Below are 25,594 nucleotides of genomic sequence, written 5' to 3' on the forward strand. Positions count from 1 at the left end.
CGTTAGGCGCTTTGCGCCAAGGATTACAATCGGTTTGAACCGTCGGCGGAGTGCCATCCGCCGACGGTTTTTGTTTTTAGCGGGCTTGGGCGGCTACTTTGGAGGCTTGCACTAACACATCCAGCGGACCGGCGAAGCTGCGGGCCTCCTTGCTGGTGAGGTGTTGGCCGAGCACGGTGAACAAGGCCTCTCTGGCGGTGTCGTAGGCTTGGCGAAAAGGCGCAGCGGCTTCGTCGACAGCTAGGTGTAACTGCTCATTAAGCGGAGCAGCGAGGCAGGCTGCTTGGCACACCGATTCGGCGGCGTCTTTTGCGGCTTTTGCTAACCGGTAAGTGTTGACAGTGGCGTTGGTGTCCATTGTGCCGAATGGAAGTGAAGGGTAGGGGAAGCAGTTGCAGATGGAGTTGGTTGACCCGGATAGCCAAGGGGCATCGCGTGCCAGAAACCCAGTTGGGTTATGCAACACGCAGGTAGCAGTGGCCACCGAGTCGCTTGCTGAGTTTGTAGTCGATGCAGCTGCGGCGCGAGTACAGGCACTTAGTGCCTTCCTTCCGGTACTTAAGCAGCGTGCCTTTTCGGTCTCGCTCGGCCACCAGCGTGGTGCGCGAGTTGATGCCGGTGAGCTGCAGGGCCGTGGCCGTGTCCACGTCGTCGTCGATGGCCTCGACGTAAGCCTGCAGCTGCAGCTCCAGGGCAGCAAAGCGCTGCTCCAGTTCGTGCATCTTGGCCGGCAGATCGGCGAGTTCGGCGAGGGTGGACATGGAGCAGCTAGCGGACGATGCGGAGAATAGGCTGATTGGCTTGATCGCGGCGGGCCTGTTCATCGGCCAGCACGAAGGCTGTTTCTTCAGCGAACTGCGGGTGCTGGTAGGCCACTTCGCGGGCGACGCGGGCGACTTCGTCGATGTGGGCAAAGCGCACGATGAGTTCTGGCATGTGGCTTTGGCGCACTTCGGCCAGCTCTTTCAGGTTCACGGGGCCGATGGTGGCGGCGGATAAGGCGAGGAGGCGGAGAGGCATAAGTGGAGTTGCGGAAATGCCCTATCTTTACTGGGCGTATTGGAATCAACAAAGGGGTTCCTCGAGCCCTCGGTCGGTAGCACGGCCGGGGGCTTTTTGCATTTAGGCGGCTAGGCGTAGCGTGAGCTGAGCGGCAGTGGGGAAGAAGACCAAATCGCCGGCGGCGTAGTCGTCGACTACCACTTCCGTCAGGTGCGTGGGGGCGTCGCCGAAGAAGACTTCTTGGACAAAAGCGGGGGCGTGCTCGGCAGCGGTGCGCAGCTTGGCGGCGGTGTGACCGGGCACGTACAGGCACAAGCCATCCGGCGTTCGGGCATAGCCCAGCAAGGGCTGGGCCGGCAGCAGCAGGCCAGTACTATCGCACCGCACGGCCAGCTGATCGCCTAGGCTCGGTTGCGAGAGGGTCGTGGTGGGGCCTTCTGGTAGCAGCAGACGGCGCGCGGATTGGGACTTTTTCATCGTGCGTATTGGGTAGGGGTAAGGGGTTATTGGTGCGGCTGCAGATGTGCAGCCTGCCAGGCGGCAAAGCCGTTGGGGTCGGTTTCTTGGGCTAGCTGTTCGACGGCGGGCCAGTACTTCGAATTGGTGGATTCGCTTAGCACGACATCGTTGAGCGTTGCCTTCTGCTTACAGTCCGTGCGCGTCTGAAGAATGCGGAGGTAACCAGCCGGCATGAGCTGGCGAATTCGCGTCGGCTGTGTGGCTGGATTGTCCATATGCAGTTTCAGTAAAGGCGTATATTGCGCCGTTCGTAGTAGTAGTAAGCCAAAGGTTAGGTATTTACGAGAGTAAATCAAGTTTTTGCCTAAATAAATTTCAGCAAATGCCTGAATTAGATAGTAAAGCCACTGTTAATCAGCGTATTCAAATGCTGATTGATAAGTATGAGGGTGGTAACAAATCTGCCTTTGCGCGCGCAGTTGATATGAAATCCGGCGTAATCGGCGATTTGGTAGGGGGCAGGCTCAATAAGCCGAGCTTCGATAACCTTCTGAAGATTATGGCAGCCTATCCTTCAGTAAATACCGAATGGTTATTAACTGGAAAGGGCTCTATGCTCAAGCCAGATGTTATTGTGCGCGATGGCGACCAAGCGTTCATTGCTGAGGCAAAGAATTACGCTAAGCCCGAAGTTGCTCACACAGATACGCACGTAGTAACCCTCGACTCAGCTCACGCCGACAACACGGCTGCACCCGTTTACAACGTAAAGGCCGCGGCTAACTACCTCGCCGGCTACGACAGCCAAGAGCAGGTGGAGCAGCTGGATGTGATCAGCTTCCCACGCTTTATGGTGAAGGGTGGCGAGCACGCCGTGTTCCCCGTGATCGGCGACTCCATGGAGCCGACCTTCCTGGCCAAGGACTACGTGCTCTGCCGGAAGATCCCGCAGTCGGATTGGCAGTATGTCAATGACCTCACCGTGTGCGTCGTGGTGAGCAAGCCCCACGGCCTGCAGCTCAAGCGCGTGAAGGTGCGCCCCGACGAGCACCTGGTGCGGTGCAAGTCCGACAACCGCCGCCACCACTCGTTCAACCTGGACTTCGCCGAAGTGGTGGAGCTGTGGCGCTTTGAGTGGCGTCTGACGGCCAACGCCGAAAACATTACCGAAGACATCTTCCTGAAGGTCGACCGCCTCGAGGACAACCTCGAAGACCTGCGACAGACCTTCCAGTCGCTCGTGGCTGCCAGCAACGTGCCGTTGGTGCGGGCTGGGCGGAACAACCCCGCTCAGTAACTCCAAGCAGACCCAGCATAGGTGCCTTAATCCTTGCTTCCGTGCTTAGGCACGTGTTCGTGCAATTGCAGGAGCACAGCTTTCTTCTCTCACCCATTACCTATATGGAAAACTTACACGATTGGATTTCGAGTGGATGCGCCCTTGTCTCCCTTGGTATTTCATTGTTCACCTTGGATAAGGTGAATAAGATCAAAAAGGAATCTAACATGTCCACTGGCGACATGACCAACAGCCGGCCAGTTAACCAAACGCTTCATGGAGGCTCTAACAACACCCAAGTAGGCGGAGACCAGTACAATGGCCGATAGCAACCAACGAATACTAGGCGGTACTGGACACACGCAGATTGCAGGTAACCAGTACAACAGCAATCATTACTACGCCGCGCCCACTTCCGATGCTATTGAACTTGGCGTCATTGGTGAGGTATTCTCCTTTGTTACCCAGAACATTGACGCCTGCAAGCAGTACAAGAAGAGCAAACCTGACACTTGGGTCCAGACGCAGGATAAAATGCGAATCAATTTTTCAGCAAAAGATTGCGAAGCGATAGAACAGCTTTACTACAACGCTTTGCCCAAGATGAAATTAATTGAATCGTATTTTCAAAAGTTAGATGAAGATCAGCACGATGATCTTCATAATTACTTTTATGAGCTATATCTAATTCATAGATCGCGAGATATTAATCCAATGATGATTTTTAGCGATTTAATAACGTCAATAATTCCTCCAAATCGACAGAGAGATCCGCAATACCGAAATATTGCAATGGCTATGGTAATGATGTTTTTTGAGGATTGTACTATATTTGAAAAAACAGTGACGCCAACACTCTGGGACTGATGATAACCCCAACAAAACATGGAGATATAACCAAGAATGCATTGGTTGTTGCTGCCGAGGTAATTAAATTATTGAAAAAGGATGATTATAATATTGATGAGTTGCATAAGGTTTTAGCTAAGAAAAAAGAAATATCTCTGTATTTGTATAACGACGTGTTATTGTTTTTGTATTTGGTTGATGCTATTGAGTTAGTTCAAGATAAAGTAATTCTCATCGAAAAAAAGGACGAAAATGTTCTTAATTAATATTTATTCAGAGCCTGCAGGTCTCTTTCCAGAAGTAACATTTAAAAATGGGGTCAATTTTATTTTTGGAAAGAAGGAAACCTCAGACCCTAAGGAGTCTTTGAATGGCATTGGTAAATCCACCTTTCTGGACCTTGTAGACTTTTGTTTGCTTGCTTCTTTACAAAAAACGCACAACCCGCGTCTGTACGCCGCTAAAGAAATAACTGACGATTACTTCATCGTCTTGAATTTCCGAGTGGGTGGAAAAGTGTACACAATCAAGCGCTCCACGGCAAATCCCAAGTTTGTTGCATTCGGCGAACTAGGCTTTACCCAAGGAATGAACGCCGACGAAGCACGCGAACTGCTTGCCGAACTCATTTTCAGCCGTCCAGAAAATTACCAAGGTTTGCTGGAGGCCAAGTGGTTTCGCCCCTTAATATCCTTCTACTTAAAGGTTCAGAAATTTAAGAAAGGACTTTTTGCTGATCCGTTTAAGTACTTGGCTGAGGCAAAGGACTTAGACTTAAATGTATATCATTTATACCTGCTCGGGCTTGATAATAACCTTGCAATCAAAAATGCAGAGTTGTATACGGAGCTTAAGTCTTTAAAGCCAGCAATTAAAAAGCTTCAGCACTTCGTTTCCAAACGCTTAAAGCTGAAGGATTCAGGTATGGTGGCGAGCGAAATAAATAAGATTGTTGCTAAAATTAAACGACTTGAAAATACTATCGATTCGTTCCGGCTTGCGGAACAGTATAAAGATGTGGAAAATGAAGCCAATGAATTGACCGGTAAAATTAAAGAGCTATTGCTTCAAAATGTTACCGACAATAAATTATTGGCAGACTATATATCTACCTATGAACAAGATGAGAAAATAAGCCCTCAGCGTGTTGCAAAGATTTATAATGAAATATCTGAGGAGTTGGCCTATGCTGTCAAAAAATCATTAAATGAAGCTGTGATTTTTCGACAGCGAATAAACATCTCAAGAAAGAAATTTTTGTCAGACGAAATCCAGCGTCTCACTCAGTCGCTTCAGGTCAACGAAAAGCAAATTCGTGAGTTAGAAGAGCGACGGGCTAAGCTGTTCACGTTTTTGTCAAACAAAAATGCTTTAAAGGACCTGACTGAATCTTACTATATTCTGAACGAACAGAAGCAACACTTGGCAGAAATACAAGCCAATACCAAATTGCTGGAGCAGTTGAATCAGGATCTAGCGCTGTTGGAGGTGCAGGTGTCCAACATTAAGGCAGCTTACTTTGCCTTTGTCAGAGAGAATAAAAGAACTATTGACGACCTGACAATGCTGTTTTACGAAGTATTGCAGGCGCTGTACTCCGAGGAAAACAACACGGCAGGATTTTCAATTACCCCAGACCAGACCAAGGAAAAGGTGTTAGACATTGTGGTAACCCTGCCGGATATGTTTGGGAAGGGCAAAAACCACGGACGAGCATTGCTTTACGATCTAACCGTGGCCATTCACAACATCCGCACAACCTACAACTTTCCCCGTTTCTTGGTGCATGATGGCATTTTCGATGGGATGGATAAGGCGCACTTCATCGCCACGCTCGAGTTTGTCGATAGGCAGGTAGAGAATGGCCTGGAGTTCCAGTACATTGTTACGGTTAACGAGGAAGGTTCATTAGAAGACAACTTCGGAAAGAAAGAACTAGTGGATCCAAGAGTGGTTGAGGATGAGGCCATCTTGGTGCTTTCGCCGAGCCGAAAGTTGTTCGGAACTGACTTCGCCGCATGATCTGTATTTCAACCACTTATGCCCGCCACCTTCAAGCTCGTTCTCTCCGCCAAGCCCGACGCCATCGACGGGCTCTACGATGTGCGCCTGCGCATCACGGCGGAGCGGGTGAGCCGTTTCCTTAATACGGGGGTCGCTATTGCACAGAAGCATTGGAATCCGAAAGCCACGCTGGACAAGGAGAACTGGATCAAGACCAGCCACCACGACCACGCCGAGCACAACGACTCCTTATATAATATGCTGCGGCATGCTAAAAAGCTGGCGACGGCGCATCCAGCCTGGAGCGCCGACCAGCTCAAGGCGGCGCTGAAGAACGGTGGGGTGGATCCTTCCGCGCCCGACTTTATTGCGTTCTGCCGTAAGGTACTCGCTCAGGAGCAGGCCGTGCTCGACGAGGCGCATCGCAAAGGCAAGCCGACGCCTGGCCTCAGCCAAGGCACCATCGACTCCCGCCGCCCCATCATCGAGAAGCTGGCCAGCTGGCACGGCAAGCCGTTGCCGTTCGCCCAGCTCACCGAGGAGCTCATCAAAAAGTACGAGCACTACCTGCTGCGTGACGTCGGCAACGCCGGCACCACGACGGTGAAGAACCTAAAGACGCTGCACACCTTTATCCGGGAAGCGATCAAGGCGCGCTACCTCACGCCCGACAAGGACCCGATGGCGCTCTACGAGTACCCGGATGCCAAGCCGAAGCGCGTGTGGATGGAGAAAGGGGAGGTGGATAGCTTTGAAACGGTGACGCTGCCGGCGGCCCAGCACGCCGCGCGCACCGTGTACTTCCTGCAGCACTACGCCCACGGCTCGCGCATCGGCGTAATCCTGCGGCTGAAGTGGCGCGACCGCGCCGCCGGGCGCATCCGGTTTGTCATGGACAAAGGCGGCCGCATCAAGCTGGTGGAAGAAACGCCCGAGCTCACGGCGCTGCTCGACTCCTTCCTGCCGAAGCAGGGCAAGCCGGATCCGGACGCGTACATCCTGCCGTACCTGCCCGCCGGCTTTGAGCAGCTGCACCCTAAGGAGCAGCTCGAGACGACCAAGCGCGTGACCTCGGCGATCAACGCCAACCTGAAGCGCGCGGCGCAGAAGCTGGGCATCGAGAAGAAGCTGAGCAGCCACGTGGCCCGGCGCACGCTGGCCACTCTGTCGGAACGGGTGCTGCGCGGCGACCTGCGCCAGGTAGGAGGACTGCTCGGCCACACTAACACCCGTACCACGCAGATCTACTTGCAGGATATGGATACCTTTGTCGTCGACGAGGCCGCAAGGCAGGTGTACCAGGCGCTTGGGGCGTCAGGTACAACACAGGTACAACAACCACTGAACACCGGTGAACAGCCGGTGTCCGATCCGGACGCTGAAAACGCTGCCTAGCCGGCAAACTGAACACCGGCTGTCCATAGCTGACCAGTTGTTGCGGTCCGCTCGTCACCTCAACTAAAGAAAAGCCCCAAAACTCCTTTTGTTTTGGGGCTTTTCGTTTTCCAGGGTACGCCTAAAGTCTTGCGTGCCCACTACCCAAGCCATCGTCTTGCAGCCACTTCTTTCAGCGGCTTTCCTCAATGCGCGAGTTCTTCAAAAATTCAGTAGGTAAGGTCATCTACCACAGCCAAGGCTATGTGCGCTTGGTGTATGGCCCTGAAAAGCGCGCAGTAGAGGAGCTAGAAGTTTTTGTGCGGCAGGTGAGTAACCTCATCAAAACGTCGGGCCTTAATAAGGTGCTCATTGACCAACGACTGATGAAAGAGTTTTCGCTTTCCGAGAGCCAATGGATAGCCAATTTTTGGCTTACTCAAGCCCAAGATTTAGGCCTGATTTACCGGGCAACTTTGCCGCCTAAGGATGTAATTGCACGGTTAGCAGCAAACAATCTGTTAAAAGCTTCCTCAGCACCTTACCTCATCAATCAGGCTTTTGAACACGAGGCCGAGGCGTTGGCCTGGCTGCTGAAGCAGCCTTAAAATGTCGAGTGCTATACGCAAGCTAAACCCGCTTTCAGCAAATACCTGAAAGCGGGTTTTTTGTGTTGATTTTGCCGCTGTTTAGGTGCACACAGCAAGCTTAAAAGGGCGGTTACTTAGCGCACCAATAACCTAGAAAAGCATAAAGCCCCGGTTCAACGAACCGAGGCTTTTGGGCTAACCTAGCAGCCAACTAATGTCGGCTACGGATACTTACGAAGCACTTTGCGCGACTGGATTTAGGGCAAGCAAAATTTATTTGCTCGGGCTACAACGGAAAAAGCCACGGACCAGAGGACCGCGGCTTTTCCCATATTCCAAACAAGAACGCCCTAGGGCGTTCTGGAGTGTAAACCAATCAGCTATCTGATAAGTGCCTGAAGGGTAACAAGAAAAATAGTGCACATATACCGTTTGTGGTTACTGGTTGCAGTGAGTATAATCAGCTGAACAGAGAAAAGAGCAGAGAAGAAGCTACGTATTTGTTCACGATAAAATGCGTATTGTACTGTAGGCATTTGGCAAGGATGAGCCGTACAATGCAGGAGGGAGCCTTACGTAAGTAGCGGCGCCCGAAAATGCCTGAGCTTAAGCAAGGTGGCAATGCCGTTGCACCAGTAGGTGGCCCGCTACCGAGCCCAAGCGAGGGTAATGTTGACAGCATTAAACCTCAAAAAGGCCTTGTTAAGCTGCTGAAGCCACATCCCAAAGACAAGCTCAGCCGTAGAGGAGCCCGATCTACATTCTCTCAACCTTCCCTCAGCTATGAAAATCGTCGACCTCCGCACCATGCGTGGGCCTAGCTACTGGTCCGTGAAGCACCCCAAAATCATCGTGCTGAAACTTGACCTAGAAGAACTGGCCGATACCTGGAGCAACGCCGTGCCGGGCCTCGATACTCGCCTGTTGCGCCTACTGCCCGACCTCGAGAAGCCGCGGAGCAACGATGCCCGCGAGGCTGCGAAGCGCCCACCGCTTACGTGCGAGCAAATCGCCGATGGCGAACCGTGGGGCCATATTGTGCAGCACGTAGCCCTAGAGCTGCAGCGCATGGCCGGTATGCCCATGCGCTGGGGCAAATCGCACCCGGCCCACGAGGAGAACATGGAGATGGTGCTGTTTGAGTACCAGGAGGAGCGGGCCGGCCGTGTAGCCGCCGAAGCCGCCGTCGACCTAATTAACGCCTTGGTGCGCAAGGAGAAGTACGACGTGCGGGCCATTGTCGATGAGCTGCACGAAATACGGGAAGAAGAATACTTTGGGCCCAGCACCTACAGCATTGTGGCCGAAGCCGCGTCGCGGGGCATTCCGTACATTCAGCTGCGCGAGAGCAACATTATCCAGTTGGGCTACGGCGTCAACCAGAAGCGCATTTGGGCTACCACCAGCAGCTACACCTCGCACGCAGCCGTGGAAATTGCCGGGAACAAGAACCGCACGAAAGCCATGCTGGCCGAAGCCGGGGTACCAGTGCCGCGCGGTACCACCGTGTACGATGCCGACGAGCTGAAGCAGGCTGTTGAAGACCTAGGCTACCCCATCGTAACCAAGCCGCTCGATGGCAACCACGGCAAAGGTGCCACTATCAACATCAAAAACTGGAAGGACGCACTGGCTGGCCTCAAAGCCGCGCAACAGTACTCCGAAGCAGTCATTGTAGAGCAATTCATCGAAGGGTTCGATTTCCGCTTGCTTGTGATTAACGGCAAGCTGGTAGCTGCGGCCAAGCGTACGCCGGCAGCCGTTACCGGCGACGGGGTGCACACCATTCAGGAGCTGATCGACGAGATAAACAAAGACCCGCGGCGCGGCATAGGTCACGAGAAGGTGCTTACCAAAATCAAGATTGATAAGCACACCAACCAAATCCTGAAAGCCCGCGAGCTGACACCCAAATCGGTGCTGCCGGCGGGGGAGGTGCTGTACCTCAAGAGCACGGCCAACATCAGCACGGGCGGTACTGCCACCGATGTCACCGACCTTGTTGACCCCTACAACGTGCTGCTGGCCGAACGCGTGGCTGGCATTGTGGGGCTCGATATCTGCGGCATCGATGTACTAACTACCGACATTGCCATTCCGCTGAATGAAACCCGCGGGGCCGTAATCGAGGTGAATGCTGCGCCCGGTTTCCGTATGCACATTTCGCCGGCGGAGGGCTTGCCGCGCAACGTAGCAGCGCCGGTGGTGGATATGCTGTTCCCGCGCGGTGCTAACTCGCGCATTCCGATTTTTGCGGTAACGGGCACCAACGGCAAAACCACCACCACGTTGCTGCTCTCGCACCTGGTGGCTTCCAAAGGCTTCAAAGTTGGGCACACTACTACTAGCGGTATTTATATACAAGGCCGCCAGCTGCAAAGCGGCGACTGCACGGGTGGCCAAAGCACCGAGTTTGTGCTGAAGGACCCCACCGTAGACTTTGCCGTGCTAGAAGTAGCCCGCGGCGGTATGCTGCGCTCGGGCTTGGGTTTTCAGTACTGCGATGTGGCCGTTGTAACCAACGTAGCCGCCGACCACCTAGGGATGCGGGACATTCATACGGTGGAGGAAATGGCAGCCGTAAAGGGTGTGCTGCCGCGCACGGTGCGCAAGAGCGGCTGGGCTGTGCTTAATGCCGACAACGAGTACACCTACGCCATGCGGCAGTGGGTCGATTGCAAAGTAGCCTTGTTCAGCATGGATGAGAACAGCCCGCGCATTCGCAGCCACGTGGAGGCTGGTGGGCTAGCCGCCGTGTACGAAGAAGGCTACATCACCATTTACAAGAACACTTACAAGCAGCGCATCGACCAGGCCGAGAACTTCCCCATTACCCTAGGTGGCCGGGCCAAGTTCAACATCGAGAATGCGCTGGCAGCGGCGTTGGCGGCGTACTGCTACGGCTTCGAGAAGGACGACATCAAGACGGCGCTGCGCACGTTTGTGCCCTCGGCTACCAAAACGCCGGGCCGCATGAATGTTTTCCGTTTCCCCGGCTTCGAGGTAATCGTCGATTACGCGCACAACACGCACGGCATCGAGAAATTTGGCGAGTTTCTGGCGGCCACTCCGGCGTCGCACCGGGTGGGCATCATCTCAGGTCTCGGCGACCGGCGCGAAGAAGACACCATCGATTACGCACGCACGGCTGGCCGCATCTTCGATGAAGTGGTGTTGCGCCAAGACCGCGACCTGCGTGGCAAGACCGCCGAGGAATTGGAGCGCCTAATGCGCACGGGCTTGACCACCGACAAGCCGAATTTGCCTATCACGTACATCGAGGATGAGCTTGAGGCCATTGAGTACGCCGTTCAAACAGCCCGCGAAGGCTCGGTAATCACCATCTTCACCGAGAACATCAAAGGCGCCCTAGGTAAGGTTGAAGAGCTGCAAGCCCGCATTGGGCAGCCCCAGCAGCAGCCTGCCTAGCACCTAGGTGCTACAAAGTAAAACGCCCCGCCGGATGCATCCGGCGGGGCGTTTTACTTTGCTGAGTAGCGCTTGAGGTTACTTCAGCGTGAAAGTGGTTTTGCCGATCAGGTATCCATCGGCGTACAGCTCCACGGTGTGGGCGCCGGTTTTGTACTCGTTGCCTTTGGCGTACACAAACTGCACGGGCTGGCGGGTGTTGTCGTACACAATTTCCTGCTTGGCGGTGTAGAAGGCTTCGTTGCCATCGATCAGGAAGGTGCCGCCGCCGGTGCTCAGGTTGTACAGGGCCGAGCCATCGGGCTCGAGCAGGCGCATCATGATTTGCTTGGTTTCCTTCGGGGCCACGTCGTTGCGGGCCAGGTTAAAGGTTACCTTGATCTTTTCGACGCGCTTGGCCTTAAACTCGTTGTCTTCGTCCTGGGCTTCTTTGTTGCGGCGGTTTACCACGCCCACCCGAATGTTTTCGGCCTGCAGGCGCGAGGCAATGGCTACCTTTTCGCTGAGCTCCTGGTTGGAGCGGGCAATGGTGCCGAGCGTATCGGTAAGCTTGTTCTGACGCTCTTTCAGGGTTTGCGTCTCCGTGAACAACATTTCGTTGTCCTTTTTCAGCTGAACGATTTCCTCGTCCTTCTGGCGCAGCTGGCGCTCAAAGTTTTGGGCGCGTTGCTGGTAGCGCTTTTGGTCGGCCAGCGAGAACGAACCGGCTCGGAAGGAGCGCAGCTTCAGCAGGTCGGCATTAACGCTGGCAATCTTAGCTTCCAGCGAATCGTTGGCGAGGCCCATGCCTTGCAGTTCCTGGCTTTGGCGCTCGAAGTCGGCTTTCAGCGTTTCGTACTGCTTAATTTGTTCCTCCAGCTTGGTATCCTTCACCTTGATATCAGCGGCGAGCTGCTCGTTCTGCTTGCTCTTTTGCTGGTTCATGTAGAAGAGGATACCGTTGATGCCTAGCAGCACGAGAAACAGCGCGACAATCAGCAGCACGCGATTATTGTTGCGGCGTTCGGGGGCTTGCTCTTGTTCCATAGGGGGGTGGAAAGTGAATGAAACCGCACCGGGAATAGCCCGGCCACAGCGTTACCTTTACGCCAAAAATACACGGATATTATAGCCGAGCAACTTTATTGCCCAGCTAGCCTGCCGTTCGTCGCATGTCAGCAACCTCTTTCGACGCCGCTTACTGGAGTGCCCGCTACGCCGACGGGCGCGACCAGTGGGACACCGGCACCGTAACCGAACCGCTTCGGGCCTACTTCGCTCAGCTGGGCCCTGGCGATGCCCGTCGCATTCTAATTCCGGGCGCCGGCCGTGCCTACGAAGCTGAGTACCTGCATAGTGCGGGTTTTGAGGAAGTGTATGTGGCGGATATTGCGCCGGAGGCCCTAGGTGCTCTGCAGCAGCGTGTGCCTACTTTTCCGGCTGCACACCTGTTGCTCCAGGACTTCTTCGAGCTGGAAGGACCTTACGACCTCATCGTGGAACAAACATTTTTCTGCGCCCTCAGTCCGGAACTGCGCCCGCGCTATGCCCAACAGTGCGCCAAATTGCTCCGGCCAGGCGGAAAACTCATGGGTTTGCTCTTTGATGGCCAAGTAGGGCCGGGCAACGAGCCGCCCTTTGGTGGCACCCGCGAGGAGTATCGTCGCTACTTCGAACCCTACTTCGAGTTCGTGCACTTCGATACGGCCTACAACTCCATTAAGCCGCGGGCCGACCGCGAGCTGTTCATCTGCCTTCAGAAAAAAGCCGACACCCCGGCCTAGGTACCCGGGTGTCATTTCTCTACCAACATGCTGAATACCCTAACCGCTGCACTGCCCAACTTCGCGCATACCAACTCGGGCCAGTTTTTCCTGATGGCCGGACCCTGCGTAATTGAGGGCGAAGACATGGCCTTGCGCATCGCCGAGCAAGTGCGCACCATTTGCGACCGGCTGCAGATTCCGTACATCTTCAAGGGCTCGTATCGCAAGGCCAACCGTTCGCGCCTCGACTCGTTCACTGGCATCGGCGACGAAACCGCCTTGAAGATTCTGCAGAAGGTAGGCCGCGAAATCGGGGTGCCTACCGTCACCGACATTCACGAGTCGAGTGAGGCTGCTATGGCGGCCGAGTACGTGGATGTGCTGCAGATACCGGCTTTTCTGTGTCGCCAAACCGAGTTGTTGGTAGCTGCAGCTAACACGGGAAAGGTAGTCAACATCAAAAAAGGTCAGTTTCTGTCGGGCGAGTCGATGGGCTTTGCCGTGGATAAGGTGCGCCAGTCGGGCAACCCGCACGTTATTCTCACCGACCGCGGCAACTCCTTTGGCTACTCCGATCTGGTGGTGGATTACCGCAACATCCCGGCCATGCAGGGCTTCGGCGTACCTGTGGTGATGGACGTAACGCACTCCCTGCAAGAGCCTAACCAAAGCAGCGGCGTAACTGGCGGCAAGCCACAGCTCATCCAAACCATTGCCAGCGCTGCCATTGCCGTTGGTGCCGATGGCTTGTTCATCGAAACGCACCCGACGCCTGCCACGGCCAAATCCGACGGGGCCAACATGCTGCAGCTCGACCGCCTCGAAGCCTTGCTGGAGCGCTTGACGCGTATCCGCGAGGCAGTGCGCGCCTAGGTGCCAGAACTTTCTCCTGGGGCAAAAGCGAAGCGCCTGCTCGCAGTTGGTAATTATTACCAGCTGCGAGCAGGCCTTGTCTTAAGGATAGATCAGACGCCCAACCCGCGCGACTCTATCCGCAGGATAAAGTGCTGCTTGGGCGCGTTGCGCCGGAAGAACACCAAGCCGATAAAAAACAGGTCGATGGTCAGTGCCACCTCCGGATGCGCTTTGATGGCCTCCCAGGCCCGGTCCATCTCGCCCGACCAATGAATGTCGTCGAACACGAACACGGAGTTTTCGGTGCGGTGGGGGAGGCACTGCTCGAAATAGCGCAGTGTGGGCTCGTAGCGGTGGTTGCCGTCGAAGAAGGCAAAATCGAGCGGGTGCTGTAGCTGAGCTAGGGTTTGCGGCAGCGTTTCGTCGAAGTTGCCCTCAATCAACTCAACGTTGCTTAGGCGCAGCTGCTCTAGCGTTTCGCGGGCAACGGCCGCCGTTTGGGGGCAACCCTCGAAGGTGAGCACATGGGCCCGCGAACTGGCCGAGGCCAAGTAAGCAGTGGTAAGACCTAGGGAGGTACCCAACTCCAGGATAGTGGCGGGCTGCAGGTGGTTCACCAACCGAAAAAGCAGCTGCGCCAACCTAGGCGGCTTGGCGGCTGAGCGTGCTATGTTGCGCACCAGCCGCTCCGGGCCCGCGCCCGTGTGCGAGCCAGCACCGAAATCGGTGATGCGCAGGCTGCGGGTGTCCTCGCGCAGCGCCTGGCGGCGGTCTTCAATGGCCTGAAAGGAGCCAAACTCGCCGGTGTGGCAGACTACGTCGAGGTAAAGCGAAAAAACAAACGGGGAATGCAGCCCGTGTGCATTCCCCGATCGAAGCCAGTAGCGGATGTAGCGCAGTGCCTGGGGCAGTAGCGACAAAGCGGAGCGGGTTTAGTTGAGGCGGAACGGTACCACGAGCGTAAACTCGGGGATTTCGACCTCAAAGGTACGGCCGTCGGCCACACGCTCCATTAGGTAGGTGCCACGCATCTTGCCGATGCCGGTTTTCAGGTTGCAGCCCGACACGTACTGGTGCGCATCGCCGGGCTCGAGGGTAGGTTGCTGGCCCACCACGCCTTCCCCCTCCACCTCGCGTACCACGCCGTTGGCGTCGTAAATGTGCCAGTGGCGGCGCAGCAGCTTCACGGTGTATTCGCTGTGGTTGCGAATGTCGATTCTATAGGCGAAAACGAAATGTTCCTGGTTGGGGCTCGAATACTCGGACAGGTAGCTGGTCGATACGCTAACCGTCACGCCCTGAGTGGTTGTAGAGTTCATGGCAACGGGGCCGAAACGGCAATGGGTGAGTATGGAAGGAGCTAACAGCAGCCTTTCGGATTTGGTTTACGTACGCAACCCGGCTACGTTTGGCCCAAGTTGTCGCATACGTTTACCCCCCAGAGGCATGACCGTAAAGATAAATGAAAGCTGGCGCAAGGTGTTGCAGCCCGAGTTCGAGAAGCCCTATTTTCAGGAGCTTATTCAATTTGTCAAGCAGGAGTACCAAACCCAAACGGTTTACCCGGCGGGCGGCCAAATTTTTCATGCTTTTGACGCCTGCCCCTTCGAGCAAGTGAAGGTGGTTATCCTAGGTCAGGATCCCTACCACGGCAAGGGGCAAGCCCATGGGTTAGCCTTCTCGGTGCAGTTCGGGGTCCGGTCGCCTCCTTCGCTCGTCAACGTGTTCAAAGAGCTGGAAAGCGACCTAGGCATACCGCGCCCCGACAACGGCAACCTCGACCGGTGGGCGCAGCAAGGCGTGTTGCTTCTGAATGCTACCCTTACGGTACGGGCCTCTACGCCCGGCTCGCACCAGAAGAAGGGCTGGGAGGAGTTTACCGATGCCGTTATCCGCATCATCTCCGAGCAGAAGGAGCACGTGGTGTTTATCCTGTGGGGTGCCTACGCCCAGAAAAAAGCCGAGCTAATCGACAGCCGCAAGCACCTCGTCCTGAAAGCCGCGCACCCCTCGCCCTACGCCGCCGACAAAGGCTTCTTTGGCTCCAAGCCCTTCAGCAAAACCAACGCCTACCTGCAGCAGCAAGGCCTTGGGCCCATTCAGTGGTAACGCCGCTCTGCCCGCTGTCATTGCGAGAACGAAAGACGAGGCAATCGGTCCTGAGCAGGGCACAACCCTTCACCCAGTACCAACCGAAAACTACGTAGGCTAAAAACCGCACCGCCCGACCCTGCTACCAGGTCTCGGGCGGTGCGGTTTGAGAGTTCTGCCAACCGAACTGTTGTGCCGCCAAAGGAAGGATTGACGCCGCTCAATGCGCGAAATGTCGTACCTCCTCGCAACGACAGCGGTATAAAACACAACGGCCCGGTGATTACGTCACCGGGCCGTTGTGTTTTGCTTAAAGCCCGAGCTTAGTCGATGGTGTTGAACAAGCGGCTCCAGCGGATTTTGCCACCTAGGCCGGCATTCGGGTCAACCGACATCCAGATCAACACGGCTTTGCCCACGATGTGGTCGGCGGGTACGAAGCCCCAATAGCGCGAGTCGAGCGAATCGTGGCGGTTGTCGCCCATCATGAAGTAGTAATCCTGCTTGAAGGTGTAGCTCGTCAGGGGGGTGCCGTTTTGCAGAATCTGGCCGTTGGCTACCGTAATGCCTTCGTTGTGCTCGTAGCGCTGGATGATCTTTTGGTAGATCGGCACGTTTTGCGCCGTAAGCTGCACGGTTTGGCCAGCTTTGGGCACCTGCAGCGGACCGTAGTTGTCGCGATTCCAGTTTACGAGCGGCGCGGGCGTGCTGTGTGGGTAGTCGGGGTTGTTCGGGAATACGTCGGCTTCGGCTTTGCCGGGCTCCGTAGCGTCGTTCACGATGCTGCGCACGTAGGGCTGCTTCTTGAAGAAAGCCGCCGTGGTGGCCGTCATATCTACCATATACACCGGCGTATTAAAGGCCGGGTTGGGCTGCGGCGTGCCACCTTGGGCGTAGTAATCGACCACGCCTTGCTGCTGAAACGCATTCTTGAGGTCGTCGTTAGGTTGCGGCACATCCACGAAGTAGCGGCGCTGCGACTGCGGCGGCGTTACCTGCTGCTTGCCGTTCACGAATACCTCTTGCTGCTTAATTTCGAGTACATCGCCGGCCACGGCCACGCAGCGCTTAATGTAGTTGGTGCGCAAATCGGCCGGGTGCTGATCCTCGAAGGGCACGTTAAATACCACCACGTCGCCGCGCTTAATCTCCGAAAAGCCGGGCAGGCGGTAAGAGGGCAGCTGAATCAGATCGGAATAGCTCTTGATGGCGGTTCCCCACAGCGTTTGGTGCGTAAGCGGCACCTGCAGCGGTGTTTGCGGGGTGCGCGGGCCGTAGTGCAGCTTGCTTACAAACAGGTAGTCGCCTACGAGCAGCGAGTGCTCCATCGAGGGCGTCGGAATGGTGTAAGCCTCGAACGTAGCCCAGCGGATCAGCGTAGCGGCCACCACCGCAAACAGGATGGCATCGCCCCATTCGCGCCAGAAACCTTTGGGTTTGGTTGGCTGCTCGGCCGGTTTTTTCTTCCAGAAAGTAACTGCCATGGAGAACAACAAAGCGGCAGGGCCGCCTTTGGGTGTCGGGGGTGAAAAGATTTGTGCGGCTGAATATCCGATTTTCCGCGTCAGTTAGCGCTAACGCTGGCAAAAAGCTGGTATTGCAGCCAGAAGTAAGATGCTTTTGCCGGATATAAAAAGAACGCGTCGAAACGCGTTCCATTTACTCGGGGCAAGCCCTAGGTGCTTAGAGGCCCAGTAAGTCCTTCATGCCAAATACGCCTTGGCGGCTGGGTAGCCACTCGGCGGCCAGAACGGCGCCGTGTGCAAACCCTCCGCGCGAGTAGGCTTCGTGCTTTAACTCCAGGCCATCAACGGGCGAGGTGTAGGTTACCACGTGCGTGCCCACGGTTTCGGACAAGCGTTCCGAGATGATAGCCAACTCCTCTGGCGACTGAGCTGGATCGTTGCGCCACCGTTTCTTTTCGGGGTAGTGGCGCATAATGCCTTCGGCCACGGTAAGGGCCGTGCCGCTTGGCTGATCGACCTTGTGTACGTGGTGGATTTCGCGCACTTGCACATCGTAGCCGCCAAACTGGTGCATTTTGGCCGCGATGTACTCGTTGAAGTGGAAGAACAAATTCACGCCCACGCTGTAATTGGAGGCGTAGAATAGGGCGCCGCCTTTTTCCTGCGCCAAGCCGCGAGCTTCGGGGAAGTGGTGCAGCCAGCCCGTGGAGCCGCATACTACCGGAAGGCCTTGCTCGAGGCAAGCCTTTACATTCTCGAATGCAGCATCGGGGTGCGTAAACTCGATGGCAACGTCGGCATCGGCGGGGCCAAACTGGCTGAGTTTGGTTTCGGGGTGTGCCGGATCGATAATGCCGACGATTTGGTGGCCGCGGCTGAGTGCCTGAGCTTCAATGGCCCGGCCCATTTTGCCGTAGCCAATCAACAAAATTTTCATAGAGCTAAAAGCGTCGCGGCGCTGCCGGGCTAGATCCGGGGCGCAGCGTAAAGGTAAGGGCAACACCGGCTGCCGGCCCACTTGGGGTTGGCAAGGTTGCCGGCTGCCAGCGCAAGCTTAAATCGTCGCTTACGTCGAAGTCGTGGAGGTGCGCATCTACCAGCGCGTCCAGCATCTGCAGGGCATAAGCGCCCGCAATGTAGGCAAAGAACACGTCGCGCTGCGTGCGGTAGAAGTTAAGCGCCTGCTGTTGGGCTGCGTCGGTGGTGAAGCTACTGGAGCGCGGGCCCGGATCGGGTAACCCAGCCCGGCGGGCGTTGTACCCGTCGCGGAACTCGCGGTAGCGGTCGAGGTAAAATAGCTCGCCGGCAATGGTGCCACCTAGGGCGCCGTACACCAGCGGCAACTTCCAGTACTTGCGGTTGTACACCTGCCCCGCGCCGGGCAACACCGCGGCTAGTATCACAGCTTTGGTGGGGCGGCTCATCCGAATACCCAACAACCGCTCGCGACGGCGCAGCGAATCGGGCACGGTGGGACCGGCCGCTACTTGCGTCGAGTCGGTATCGGACGTAACGGTTTGGGCCTGCGCCGGTGCAGAAAGACAAAGCAGCCCCACTGCCATAAGCAATGGGGCTACCGATAAGCGTAAAGCGAATGGGTTGCTCATAGTGCCACCCTCAACGTGGTTAGGCCGGTTGCAGTATGCTGATGATGCGGTGCATGTCTTCGGCCGAATCGAAGCTGATGCGGATTTCTCCCCGGCCCTGCGCTGTGGGTTTTACTTGTACGCGCGAACCAAAGCGGTCGGACAAGAAACGCTCGGCGCGTTTTACCTCGGCCGGCGGCACGGGCAAGGCATCCTCGGCGGGCTGGGCCTGATTAGGCTTAGCTGCCACCGGCACACCTTGGCGCACCAGCTGCTCGATGCGGCGCACCGAAAGCTCTTCGGCCACAATGCGCTCGAACAGGTTGAGCTGATGCTGGGCATCCTCTACGCTAAGCAATGCGCGGGCGTGGCCCATGCTGATAACGTTGTCGCGCAGACCGATCTGGATATCGGGCGGCAGCTTTAGCAGGCGCAGGTAGTTGGTTACGGTCGAGCGGTTTTTGCCTACTCGGTCGCCCAATTCTTCCTGCTTCAGGTTGCACTCGCTCACCAAGCGCTGGTAGCTCAACGCAATTTCGATGGCGTTGAGGTTTTCGCGCTGAATGTTCTCGATCAGGGCCATTTCCAGCATTTGCTGGTCGTCGGCCTTGCGGATGTACGCCGGAATGGTTTCCAGGCCAGCTAGGCGCGAGGCCTGCAAGCGACGCTCACCCGAAATAAGCTGGTATGCAGCGGGGCCGGTTTGGCGCACCGTGATGGGCTGAATGATGCCCTGTACCCGGATGCTTTCGGCCAGCTCTTGCAGCGCTTCCTGATCGAAGTGCGTACGGGGCTGGTAGGGGTTTGCCTCGATCTGATCGGTCGGGATCAGACCTACGGAGTTGACGGGGTGGGGCACCAAGCTGCTCACCCGCTCGCTTTTCTTTTCGTAGCTACCCTCGATGAGGGCGTTCAACCCGCGGCCCAGGCCACCCACGCGGCGCTTGGCCAGCGGCGTCTGGGCGGTTTTCTCTTCGTGCTTCTCTGACATACTCACTCTGAGGCCCTAGGGCCAGACGGCGGCCGAAGGGAAATCAAAAATAGCACAAAGCCCACGGAAGAAATCCACAATTTTTGTGGAACATTGGTGGATAAAGTGGGTAAGTGTCTGTTAGTAAGACGAGTATGCGTGGAACAATTCTTTGTTATGGTTCAGTAAAAGCGGGTTTAAGGCCTTGATTGGCTTGTAACTGCTTCGGTAACAATAACAACGCTGGGCGCGAAAGCAAGGCAGCGCGTCTTACGGGTTTACTGACGATGTTGTACTGATAACGGCTGTCTAACGCCTATGCTAGAGTCGTTCGCGCACCAGGGTAAGCACGCGCTCCATTTCGTTGCGTATTTCGGAAGTCTCAGCCAGGTGGTTGTTGTTCATGAAGCTGAAGGCAAGCAATTGCCCCGAGCGCGTGCGCAGAAATCCGCAGAGGTTATGGGCATTGGTGAGCGTGCCGGTTTTGCCCCACAGCCACAGCCCGGTTGGGTCGCGGTACACGCGGCGCAGGGTGCCCTGCCGTCCGCCGGCGGCCAGCAAATCGAACAGGCGAGCTTCGGGTACCAGTTGATGCAGTTTCAGCAGCACAGCCACTTGGTTGCGCGGGGTGGTAAGGTTTTGGCGCGAGAGGCCCGAGCCATCAACCCAGGCCAGCGAATCGGGCAAATCGAGCAACCACTGCTTGCGGGCATAGGCGATTACGCGGGCTACGCTGAGGCTATCGTGGCCAAGTTGGCTGGAGCAGAGCAGCATGGTTTGCTCGGCCAGCAGGTTGTCGCTCACGCGAATGGTGCGCCGCAGCAGCGAATCAACGCCGAGGCTGTAGTACGTCCTAGGTGTTTCGTTGGGCCGGAGGCGCCAAGGGGCAGGGCGTACCTTGCGTTTCAGGGTGTCGCGCAGCAGTGTAAGCAGCAGCTCACGGCTGGTCCTGAAAGGCGATTCATCAGTCCAAGACCTAGGGCTGGGGTACCAAGTGTAGCGGTTGGCTTCCAGCGCGCGGGCCACATGGTCGGGGCTGGTAGCGCCAGCGGCCGCAGGCTTCACCGATTTGGCAAACCAACGCGGTTGCACCGTAACGGCTCGTTGGCCGGGCTGGCGGTACTTAAAGCGTACCACGTTGCCGTAGATGGGAAACGTGCTGCGCTCGGGCTGAAAGTAGTACGGGTAATCATCCCAGCTCCAGCCGGGGCCAAACTTAGACTCGGCGGCGGGCGTTTCGGCGTAGTAAAGCTTGCCGGGCCAGCGTTTCAGCAATTCATACGCGCGGCGACTCGGCACGTCGCCGTGCAGGAGGGTAGGGTCGCCGGTGCCGCGGAAGATAAGCGAATCGCCGTGCACCACGTAGCGCAAAGCCGGCACCGAATCGGGCAGGATGCGCAGGGCTGCGTACAGCGTAAGCAGCTTGTGGGTGCTGGCGGGCACAAAGTACTTATCGGCTTGCCAGGTGGCCAGCGTTTGCCCTGTGGCTACGTCGGTTAGCTGAAACCCAACGTGATGCTGGCGCAGTACCGCAGAGGTCTGAAGTTCGGGCAAGAGCCATTCGGCAGGAGCTGGAGCAGGCGCAGCGGCGGGTTCCGGAGTTTGGGCACGTGCAACGCCCGCGAGCAAACCCAACTGAGCAAGTAACAGAAGCAAACAGCGCATAAGGCGCCTAAACTACGACTTAGCGGCGCACAAGCACTGTGCCCAAAGAGCCACCAAGGGCGGCACAAGATTGATACAGTTCGTTGCTTGTTTCGCTGAAATGCTACTTTGGATGACCCTACAGCTGTGCCCAGCAACACACGAGCCACTTACCTGTTGTATGGGCCACCCTAGCATCAAGAACAATCCTTATGGAAATCGGCATCGATAGTTTTGCGGCGGCCTTGCCCGACCCCAGCACCGGCATTACGCCCACCGGCGCGGCCGCAATGGAGCAACTGCTCAGCCGCATCGAGTACGCCGAGCAAGTGGGGCTCGATGTATTTGGCATTGGCGAGCATCACCGCCGCGAGTACCTCGATTCGGCCACTGCTGTGATTTTGGCCGCCGCTGCGGCCCGCACCAAGCGCATTCGCCTTACCAGTGCTGTTACGGTACTTAGTGCCGCCGATCCGGTGCGCGTGTTTGAGCAGTTCGCCACCCTCGACCTTATTGCGCAGGGCCGCGCCGAAATGGTCGTCGGGCGGGCTTCTTCCATCGAAGCGTTTCCGCTGTTTGGCTACGACCTCGACGATTACGACGAGCTGTTTGTGGAAAAGCTCGACCTACTGCTAAAGATCCGCGACAACGAGCGCGTGCAGTGGTCGGGCAAGTTTCGGCCGGCGCTAACCGGACAAGGCATATATCCGCGCCCGGTGCAGCAGCCCTTGCCCGTTTGGATTGGGGTAGGAGGTACGCCGCAGTCGTTTGCCCGGGCCGGAGCCCTAGGTCTGCCGCTGATGGTGGCCATCATCGGCGGCGAAACCCACCGTTTCCGCCCTTTAATTGATTTGTACCGCGAGGCAGGCAACCGGGCCGGCCATGCACCGCAGAAGCTAAAAGTAGGCCTACACTCCCTCGGCTACGTGGCCGAAACCACCCAGCAGGCCCAGAACGAGTTCTTTCCGGGGTACGCCCGTACTTTTTCGGCTCGGGCACGCGAGCGGGGCGGTATGCCCATCACGCGGCCCCAGTTCGATGCGCAGGTAGGCCCGCGTGGTGCGCTGCTGGTGGGCAGCCCTGAGGAAATAGCCGATAAAATCCTGCGGCACAGCGAAGCCCTAGGTGGCGTTTCGCGGGTTACGTTTCAGCAGGATGTGGCCGCGCTGCCGCACGAGAAAATCACGCGTTCCATTGAGCTGCTTGGCACCCGCGTAGCGCCCCTGATTCGTTGAGCTGAACCGCTAGGGTAGAAGTTCGTGCTGGCTTTACAAGGATTACTCTAGGAAGCTGAAGGCATAACGCCCGGCGCTAAGCCGGCAAGCCAAGCAGGTACAGTCGTTTTGCTTTGCCAGCGAATACGCCCTTTTCCCAAGTGTAATCCGCCGCTTGCAGCCCATCGAGCAGAACATCCAAGTCCTGCAAGGTGTAGGTGCGGGCGTTGGATACGGCGCCGTCCCAGGCAAAGCAAAGCGGAATGATGGGGATGAGGTAAGTAAACAGCAGTTGCCGCCAAGTGAGTGGCCGGGCAAGTGGCGTGATGAAGAAAGCCATAATAAAAACCATGGGGATAGAAATCCACCACAGCAGGGCCGGAGAGCTGTTGTCGCTGATTTCGTAGATGCAAATAGGCTGCCGGCTGCGCTGCGCATCCTGCAGAATATTGCGCGCTACGTTTGGGGGCATATGGTGAAAGCTGCACACCATGCTGCGGATACCCGTTAACTCCGGCCCAACTTGGGTGGCATCAACGGGGGCGGTCCGATACGATATGCTGCTGCCGGCTTGCTGGTTGATTGCTGCGGCAAGCCCTAGGTCGGGGTACAAGTCGGTTAACAGCAGCGACAAATCGGCCGATGGATTCTGCTTTTGCAGCTCTGCGAATACTTCGGGCATAGGGCCGCCGCTACCCGAGCACAGATCAACGATAGTACGCTGGCCCGAGTGCTGCATGGCTTTGGTAAAGAGCATCACCAAGTCCTCGCGCGAGCCCAGAAACCGGTGCATGACATTTAGCAGCCTTGTCATGCAGGTTCTAATCCACTTCGGAAGCCACGGCAGGTCTTCAAACTCGAACAAGTGTATTCTTTTCATGGCTGCCGGAGTTGTTGAGGAGAAGAGGCATGAACCAAGTTGATCTTCAGCAGAAGCGGCAAGAGTAAACCGCTGCGCCGAGTGCCTAAGCTAAGGTAGGAGCGGCAGGCTTTCATGCGTCACATTTAAGCTATAGCTAGCCCGCTATTTGCGCGATGGCAGCCGTGCTCCCTGGCTCAGAAAATAGCGGCTGCACCAACAAAGCCCGGGAAGCCCCAACTCTTTCCCGTACTTTTGTTTCCCGTTATGCCAGACCGACACCTCACCCCCCCGGCTGCGACGGCCAAGTACATTTTCGTAACAGGTGGAGTAACCTCCTCGCTGGGCAAAGGCATCATCTCGGCCTCCCTGGCCAAGCTGCTGCAAGCCCGCGGCTTCCGGGTTACCATCCAGAAGTTCGACCCCTACATCAACATCGACCCGGGCACGCTGAACCCCTACGAACACGGGGAGTGCTACGTAACCGACGACGGTGCCGAGACGGACCTCGACCTAGGCCACTACGAGCGGTTCCTGAACGTACCCACCTCGCAGGCCAACAACGTAACCACCGGCCGCATCTACGATGCCGTAATCCGGAAGGAGCGCGAGGGCGCTTACCTAGGCAAGACGGTGCAGGTGGTACCCCACATCACCGACGAGATTAAGCGGCGCATGCTGCTGCTCGGGCAAGAAGGTGAATTTGACGTGGTGATTACCGAAATCGGTGGCTGCATCGGCGACATCGAGTCGTTGCCCTTCGTGGAGGCCGTGCGCCAGCTGCGGTGGGAGTTGCCCCCGCACGATTCGCTCGTGATTCACCTCACGCTGCTGCCGTACCTCGCCGCCGCAAAGGAGCTCAAAACCAAGCCCACCCAGCACTCGGTGCGCGACTTGCGCGAAGCTGGCCTGCAGCCCGATATTCTGGTGTGCCGCTCCGAGCACTCCATTCCGGCCGAGATGCGCAAGAAGATTGCGCTGTTCTGCAACGTGCAGGTGAATTCGGTTATCGAGTCGCTCGACGCCGACAGCATTTACTCCGTGCCGCTGCTCATGCGCAAGGAGAAGCTCGACGAGCGGGTTATCAAGAAGATGAAGCTCACAGGCGGCCTGCCCGACCCCGACCTCGAGGTGTGGAAGGATTTCCTAGGTCGGTTGAAAAACCCCACCGAAGAAATTACGGTGGCGCTGGTGGGCAAATACGTGGAGCTGCCCGATGCCTACAAATCCATTCTGGAGGCGTTTGTGCACGCCGGCGCGCAAAACGAGTGCAAGGTGACGGTGCGCATGATTCAGTCGGAGCACCTTACGCCCGAAAACATCCCGCAGATGCTGCACGGCGCCGATGGGGTGCTGGTGGCGCCGGGCTTCGGCGAGCGTGGTTTTGAGGGCAAGCTGGCTGCTATCCGCTACGTGCGCGAAGCCAGCATTCCGTTTTTCGGCATCTGCCTGGGCATGCAGTGCGCCGTGGTGGAGTTTGCCCGCAACGTACTGGGCCTGCAGGGTGCCAACTCTACCGAAATGAACCCCGAAACGCCGTACCCGGTAATCGGGCTGATGGCCGATCAGAAGAACGTTACCCAAAAAGGGGGCACCATGCGCCTAGGTTCGTACGTGTGCGAGCTGCGCAAAGGCTCGAAGGCTGCCAAGGCGTACGGCCGCACGCACATCGAGGAGCGCCACCGTCACCGCTACGAGTTCAACAACGAGTTTCTGCAGCAGTTTGAGGCAGCCGGCATGGTTGCCTCGGGCATCAACCCCGATACCGGGCTGGTAGAAATGATTGAACTGCCGGAGCACCCGTGGTTCGTGGCTGGTCAGTTTCACCCCGAGCTGAAGAGTACCGTGCAAAACCCGCACCCGCTGTTCGTGCGCTTTGTGCGCGCCGCCATTCAGCACCACAAGCAGCAGGTGGCGGTAGCGTAAAGCCCAAAGACCTCAACTCGAAGTAAGTCATGCTGAGCTTGTCAAAGCATCTCGCCAGATAGTGATTTTACTATCTAAATAACGCGGTAGAGATGCTTCGCTTAGGCTCAGCGTGACGTTCTTTTTCGGTATTGCGCCGGCCAATTTGGCATGTTGCCCTAGGTGCGCCCGGTTGTTGCATCCACCCGGAACCCAAGCGACTTTGCGCCGGGTTGTTAGCAGTTAGCTGATTGCCACGTACTTTTGCGGCTC

The 25,594-nt window shown here is 56.7% G+C and carries 26 protein-coding genes; 12 read left to right on the forward strand and 14 right to left on the reverse strand.

Going from position 1 to position 25,594, the window contains the following annotated elements:
• Positions 1-76: 76 nt before the first annotated feature.
• The 5 genes from ASU33_RS20220 to ASU33_RS20240 all read right to left on the reverse strand — a co-directional run bounded on the left by ASU33_RS20220 (position 77) and on the right by ASU33_RS20240 (position 1,736).
• Entirely contained in the window at positions 77-358 is a 282-nt protein-coding gene (locus tag ASU33_RS20220; protein ID WP_059072599.1) for a hypothetical protein, read from the reverse strand.
• 97 nt (positions 359-455) lie between these two features.
• The gene (locus ASU33_RS20225) at positions 456-761 is read right to left on the reverse strand and encodes a hypothetical protein (RefSeq protein WP_059072600.1); all 306 of its coding nucleotides are present in this window, start codon (positions 759-761) and stop codon (positions 456-458) included.
• Positions 762-768: 7 nt separating this feature from the next.
• Complete coding sequence (locus ASU33_RS20230) at positions 769-1,020, reverse strand: hypothetical protein (protein ID WP_059072601.1); 252 nt, start codon at positions 1,018-1,020, stop codon at positions 769-771.
• 102 nt (positions 1,021-1,122) lie between these two features.
• On the reverse strand, positions 1,123-1,479 hold the full coding sequence (locus ASU33_RS20235) for a hypothetical protein (protein ID WP_059072602.1): 357 nt from the start codon (positions 1,477-1,479) through the stop codon (positions 1,123-1,125).
• Between the two features lie 26 nt (positions 1,480-1,505).
• On the reverse strand, positions 1,506-1,736 hold the full coding sequence (locus ASU33_RS20240) for a hypothetical protein (RefSeq protein ID WP_059072603.1): 231 nt from the start codon (positions 1,734-1,736) through the stop codon (positions 1,506-1,508).
• Positions 1,737-2,074: 338 nt separating this feature from the next.
• Between ASU33_RS20240 and ASU33_RS20245 the strand changes: the two genes are divergently transcribed.
• From ASU33_RS20245 to cphA, 7 genes are all read left to right on the forward strand, one after another.
• Positions 2,075-2,758 (forward strand): S24 family peptidase, encoded by a 684-nt coding sequence (locus ASU33_RS20245; protein ID WP_059072604.1) that lies wholly within the window; start codon positions 2,075-2,077, stop codon positions 2,756-2,758.
• 300 nt (positions 2,759-3,058) lie between these two features.
• The gene (locus ASU33_RS20255; protein WP_059072606.1) at positions 3,059-3,607 is read left to right on the forward strand and encodes a hypothetical protein; all 549 of its coding nucleotides are present in this window, start codon (positions 3,059-3,061) and stop codon (positions 3,605-3,607) included.
• Positions 3,607-3,855: an ABC-three component system middle component 6 gene (locus ASU33_RS20260; RefSeq protein WP_059072607.1), complete on the forward strand. Its 249-nt coding sequence runs from the start codon at positions 3,607-3,609 to the stop codon at positions 3,853-3,855. Before ASU33_RS20255 ends, ASU33_RS20260 begins: the two co-directional genes overlap by 1 nt.
• Entirely contained in the window at positions 3,842-5,611 is a 1,770-nt protein-coding gene (locus tag ASU33_RS20265) for a DUF2326 domain-containing protein (RefSeq protein ID WP_059072608.1), read from the forward strand. Before ASU33_RS20260 ends, ASU33_RS20265 begins: the two co-directional genes overlap by 14 nt.
• Positions 5,612-5,629: 18 nt before the next feature.
• Positions 5,630-6,988: a tyrosine-type recombinase/integrase gene (locus tag ASU33_RS20270; RefSeq protein WP_059072609.1), complete on the forward strand. Its 1,359-nt coding sequence runs from the start codon at positions 5,630-5,632 to the stop codon at positions 6,986-6,988.
• A 188-nt stretch (positions 6,989-7,176) separates the two neighbouring features.
• Positions 7,177-7,575 carry a hypothetical protein gene (locus tag ASU33_RS20275; protein ID WP_059072610.1) on the forward strand — a complete coding sequence of 133 codons (399 nt, stop codon included), beginning with the start codon at positions 7,177-7,179 and terminating at the stop codon, positions 7,573-7,575.
• Positions 7,576-8,340: 765 nt separating this feature from the next.
• The gene (gene cphA, locus ASU33_RS20280) at positions 8,341-10,986 is read left to right on the forward strand and encodes a cyanophycin synthetase (protein ID WP_059072611.1); all 2,646 of its coding nucleotides are present in this window, start codon (positions 8,341-8,343) and stop codon (positions 10,984-10,986) included.
• 78 nt (positions 10,987-11,064) lie between these two features.
• Here cphA and ASU33_RS20285 read toward each other — a convergent pair whose 3' ends face one another.
• Positions 11,065-12,012, reverse strand: coding sequence for a DUF8428 domain-containing protein (locus tag ASU33_RS20285; protein ID WP_059072612.1), 948 nt, complete (start codon positions 12,010-12,012; stop codon positions 11,065-11,067).
• A 125-nt stretch (positions 12,013-12,137) separates the two neighbouring features.
• Between ASU33_RS20285 and ASU33_RS20290 the strand changes: the two genes are divergently transcribed.
• Both ASU33_RS20290 and kdsA read left to right on the forward strand, forming a co-directional pair.
• On the forward strand, positions 12,138-12,749 hold the full coding sequence (locus ASU33_RS20290; RefSeq protein WP_059072613.1) for a methyltransferase domain-containing protein: 612 nt from the start codon (positions 12,138-12,140) through the stop codon (positions 12,747-12,749).
• A gap of 27 nt (positions 12,750-12,776) precedes the next feature.
• Positions 12,777-13,604 (forward strand): 3-deoxy-8-phosphooctulonate synthase, encoded by an 828-nt coding sequence (gene kdsA / locus ASU33_RS20295; RefSeq protein ID WP_059072614.1) that lies wholly within the window; start codon positions 12,777-12,779, stop codon positions 13,602-13,604.
• Between the two features lie 92 nt (positions 13,605-13,696).
• Here kdsA and ASU33_RS20300 read toward each other — a convergent pair whose 3' ends face one another.
• On the reverse strand, positions 13,697-14,506 hold the full coding sequence (locus ASU33_RS20300; protein ID WP_059072615.1) for an O-methyltransferase: 810 nt from the start codon (positions 14,504-14,506) through the stop codon (positions 13,697-13,699).
• 12 nt (positions 14,507-14,518) lie between these two features.
• On the reverse strand, positions 14,519-14,905 hold the full coding sequence (gene apaG, locus ASU33_RS20305) for a Co2+/Mg2+ efflux protein ApaG (protein WP_059072616.1): 387 nt from the start codon (positions 14,903-14,905) through the stop codon (positions 14,519-14,521).
• 127 nt (positions 14,906-15,032) lie between these two features.
• On the opposite strand from apaG, the gene ASU33_RS20310 reads away from it, so the two are divergent.
• Positions 15,033-15,695, forward strand: coding sequence for a uracil-DNA glycosylase (locus tag ASU33_RS20310; protein WP_059072617.1), 663 nt, complete (start codon positions 15,033-15,035; stop codon positions 15,693-15,695).
• 305 nt (positions 15,696-16,000) lie between these two features.
• Here ASU33_RS20310 and lepB read toward each other — a convergent pair whose 3' ends face one another.
• From lepB to ASU33_RS20335, 5 genes are all read right to left on the reverse strand, one after another.
• Positions 16,001-17,161 (reverse strand): signal peptidase I, encoded by a 1,161-nt coding sequence (gene lepB / locus ASU33_RS20315; protein WP_059072618.1) that lies wholly within the window; start codon positions 17,159-17,161, stop codon positions 16,001-16,003.
• A gap of 199 nt (positions 17,162-17,360) precedes the next feature.
• On the reverse strand, positions 17,361-18,080 hold the full coding sequence (gene dapB / locus ASU33_RS20320; RefSeq protein WP_059072619.1) for a 4-hydroxy-tetrahydrodipicolinate reductase: 720 nt from the start codon (positions 18,078-18,080) through the stop codon (positions 17,361-17,363).
• A 4-nt stretch (positions 18,081-18,084) separates the two neighbouring features.
• The gene (locus ASU33_RS20325; RefSeq protein WP_149867333.1) at positions 18,085-18,750 is read right to left on the reverse strand and encodes a DUF5683 domain-containing protein; all 666 of its coding nucleotides are present in this window, start codon (positions 18,748-18,750) and stop codon (positions 18,085-18,087) included.
• Between the two features lie 19 nt (positions 18,751-18,769).
• Positions 18,770-19,720, reverse strand: coding sequence for a ParB/RepB/Spo0J family partition protein (locus tag ASU33_RS20330; RefSeq protein ID WP_078063282.1), 951 nt, complete (start codon positions 19,718-19,720; stop codon positions 18,770-18,772).
• 300 nt (positions 19,721-20,020) lie between these two features.
• A complete protein-coding gene (locus tag ASU33_RS20335; protein ID WP_160328248.1) occupies positions 20,021-21,253 on the reverse strand; it encodes a D-alanyl-D-alanine carboxypeptidase/D-alanyl-D-alanine-endopeptidase in 1,233 nt (410 codons plus the stop codon).
• A gap of 302 nt (positions 21,254-21,555) precedes the next feature.
• Between ASU33_RS20335 and ASU33_RS20340 the strand changes: the two genes are divergently transcribed.
• A complete protein-coding gene (locus ASU33_RS20340; protein WP_059072622.1) occupies positions 21,556-22,578 on the forward strand; it encodes an LLM class flavin-dependent oxidoreductase in 1,023 nt (340 codons plus the stop codon).
• Positions 22,579-22,654: 76 nt separating this feature from the next.
• On the opposite strand, the gene ASU33_RS20345 is transcribed toward ASU33_RS20340, so the two are convergent.
• On the reverse strand, positions 22,655-23,350 hold the full coding sequence (locus ASU33_RS20345) for a hypothetical protein (protein WP_286130698.1): 696 nt from the start codon (positions 23,348-23,350) through the stop codon (positions 22,655-22,657).
• 333 nt (positions 23,351-23,683) lie between these two features.
• Here ASU33_RS20345 and pyrG point away from each other — a divergent pair, with 333 nt between their 5' ends.
• Positions 23,684-25,342 carry a CTP synthase gene (gene pyrG / locus ASU33_RS20350; protein ID WP_059072624.1) on the forward strand — a complete coding sequence of 553 codons (1,659 nt, stop codon included), beginning with the start codon at positions 23,684-23,686 and terminating at the stop codon, positions 25,340-25,342.
• Positions 25,343-25,594 lie beyond the last annotated feature (252 nt).

The sequence above is a fragment of the Solirubrum puertoriconensis genome (assembly GCF_001483135.1).
Taxonomy (GTDB): domain Bacteria; phylum Bacteroidota; class Bacteroidia; order Cytophagales; family Hymenobacteraceae; genus Solirubrum; species Solirubrum puertoriconensis.

Excerpts from the sequence above, each read along its gene's own strand:
- ASU33_RS20220 (WP_059072599.1), bottom strand. The coding sequence starts at position 358 with ATGGACACCAACGCCACTGTCAACACTTACCGGTTAGCAAAAGCCGCA.
- ASU33_RS20225 (WP_059072600.1), bottom strand. The coding sequence starts at position 761 with ATGTCCACCCTCGCCGAACTCGCCGATCTGCCGGCCAAGATGCACGAA.
- ASU33_RS20230 (WP_059072601.1), bottom strand. The coding sequence starts at position 1,020 with ATGCCTCTCCGCCTCCTCGCCTTATCCGCCGCCACCATCGGCCCCGTG.
- ASU33_RS20235 (WP_059072602.1), bottom strand. The coding sequence starts at position 1,479 with ATGAAAAAGTCCCAATCCGCGCGCCGTCTGCTGCTACCAGAAGGCCCC.
- ASU33_RS20240 (WP_059072603.1), bottom strand. The coding sequence starts at position 1,736 with ATGGACAATCCAGCCACACAGCCGACGCGAATTCGCCAGCTCATGCCG.
- ASU33_RS20245 (WP_059072604.1), top strand. The coding sequence starts at position 2,075 with ATGCTCAAGCCAGATGTTATTGTGCGCGATGGCGACCAAGCGTTCATT.
- ASU33_RS20255 (WP_059072606.1), top strand. The coding sequence starts at position 3,059 with ATGGCCGATAGCAACCAACGAATACTAGGCGGTACTGGACACACGCAG.
- ASU33_RS20260 (WP_059072607.1), top strand. The coding sequence starts at position 3,607 with ATGATAACCCCAACAAAACATGGAGATATAACCAAGAATGCATTGGTT.
- ASU33_RS20265 (WP_059072608.1), top strand. The coding sequence starts at position 3,842 with ATGTTCTTAATTAATATTTATTCAGAGCCTGCAGGTCTCTTTCCAGAA.
- ASU33_RS20270 (WP_059072609.1), top strand. The coding sequence starts at position 5,630 with ATGCCCGCCACCTTCAAGCTCGTTCTCTCCGCCAAGCCCGACGCCATC.
- ASU33_RS20275 (WP_059072610.1), top strand. The coding sequence starts at position 7,177 with ATGCGCGAGTTCTTCAAAAATTCAGTAGGTAAGGTCATCTACCACAGC.
- cphA (WP_059072611.1), top strand. The coding sequence starts at position 8,341 with ATGAAAATCGTCGACCTCCGCACCATGCGTGGGCCTAGCTACTGGTCC.
- ASU33_RS20285 (WP_059072612.1), bottom strand. The coding sequence starts at position 12,012 with ATGGAACAAGAGCAAGCCCCCGAACGCCGCAACAATAATCGCGTGCTG.
- ASU33_RS20290 (WP_059072613.1), top strand. The coding sequence starts at position 12,138 with ATGTCAGCAACCTCTTTCGACGCCGCTTACTGGAGTGCCCGCTACGCC.
- kdsA (WP_059072614.1), top strand. The coding sequence starts at position 12,777 with ATGCTGAATACCCTAACCGCTGCACTGCCCAACTTCGCGCATACCAAC.
- apaG (WP_059072616.1), bottom strand. The coding sequence starts at position 14,905 with ATGAACTCTACAACCACTCAGGGCGTGACGGTTAGCGTATCGACCAGC.
- ASU33_RS20310 (WP_059072617.1), top strand. The coding sequence starts at position 15,033 with ATGACCGTAAAGATAAATGAAAGCTGGCGCAAGGTGTTGCAGCCCGAG.
- lepB (WP_059072618.1), bottom strand. The coding sequence starts at position 17,161 with ATGGCAGTTACTTTCTGGAAGAAAAAACCGGCCGAGCAGCCAACCAAA.
- dapB (WP_059072619.1), bottom strand. The coding sequence starts at position 18,080 with ATGAAAATTTTGTTGATTGGCTACGGCAAAATGGGCCGGGCCATTGAA.
- ASU33_RS20325 (WP_149867333.1), bottom strand. The coding sequence starts at position 18,750 with ATGAGCAACCCATTCGCTTTACGCTTATCGGTAGCCCCATTGCTTATG.
- ASU33_RS20330 (WP_078063282.1), bottom strand. The coding sequence starts at position 19,720 with ATGTCAGAGAAGCACGAAGAGAAAACCGCCCAGACGCCGCTGGCCAAG.
- ASU33_RS20340 (WP_059072622.1), top strand. The coding sequence starts at position 21,556 with ATGGAAATCGGCATCGATAGTTTTGCGGCGGCCTTGCCCGACCCCAGC.
- ASU33_RS20345 (WP_286130698.1), bottom strand. The coding sequence starts at position 23,350 with ATGCACCGGTTTCTGGGCTCGCGCGAGGACTTGGTGATGCTCTTTACC.
- pyrG (WP_059072624.1), top strand. The coding sequence starts at position 23,684 with ATGCCAGACCGACACCTCACCCCCCCGGCTGCGACGGCCAAGTACATT.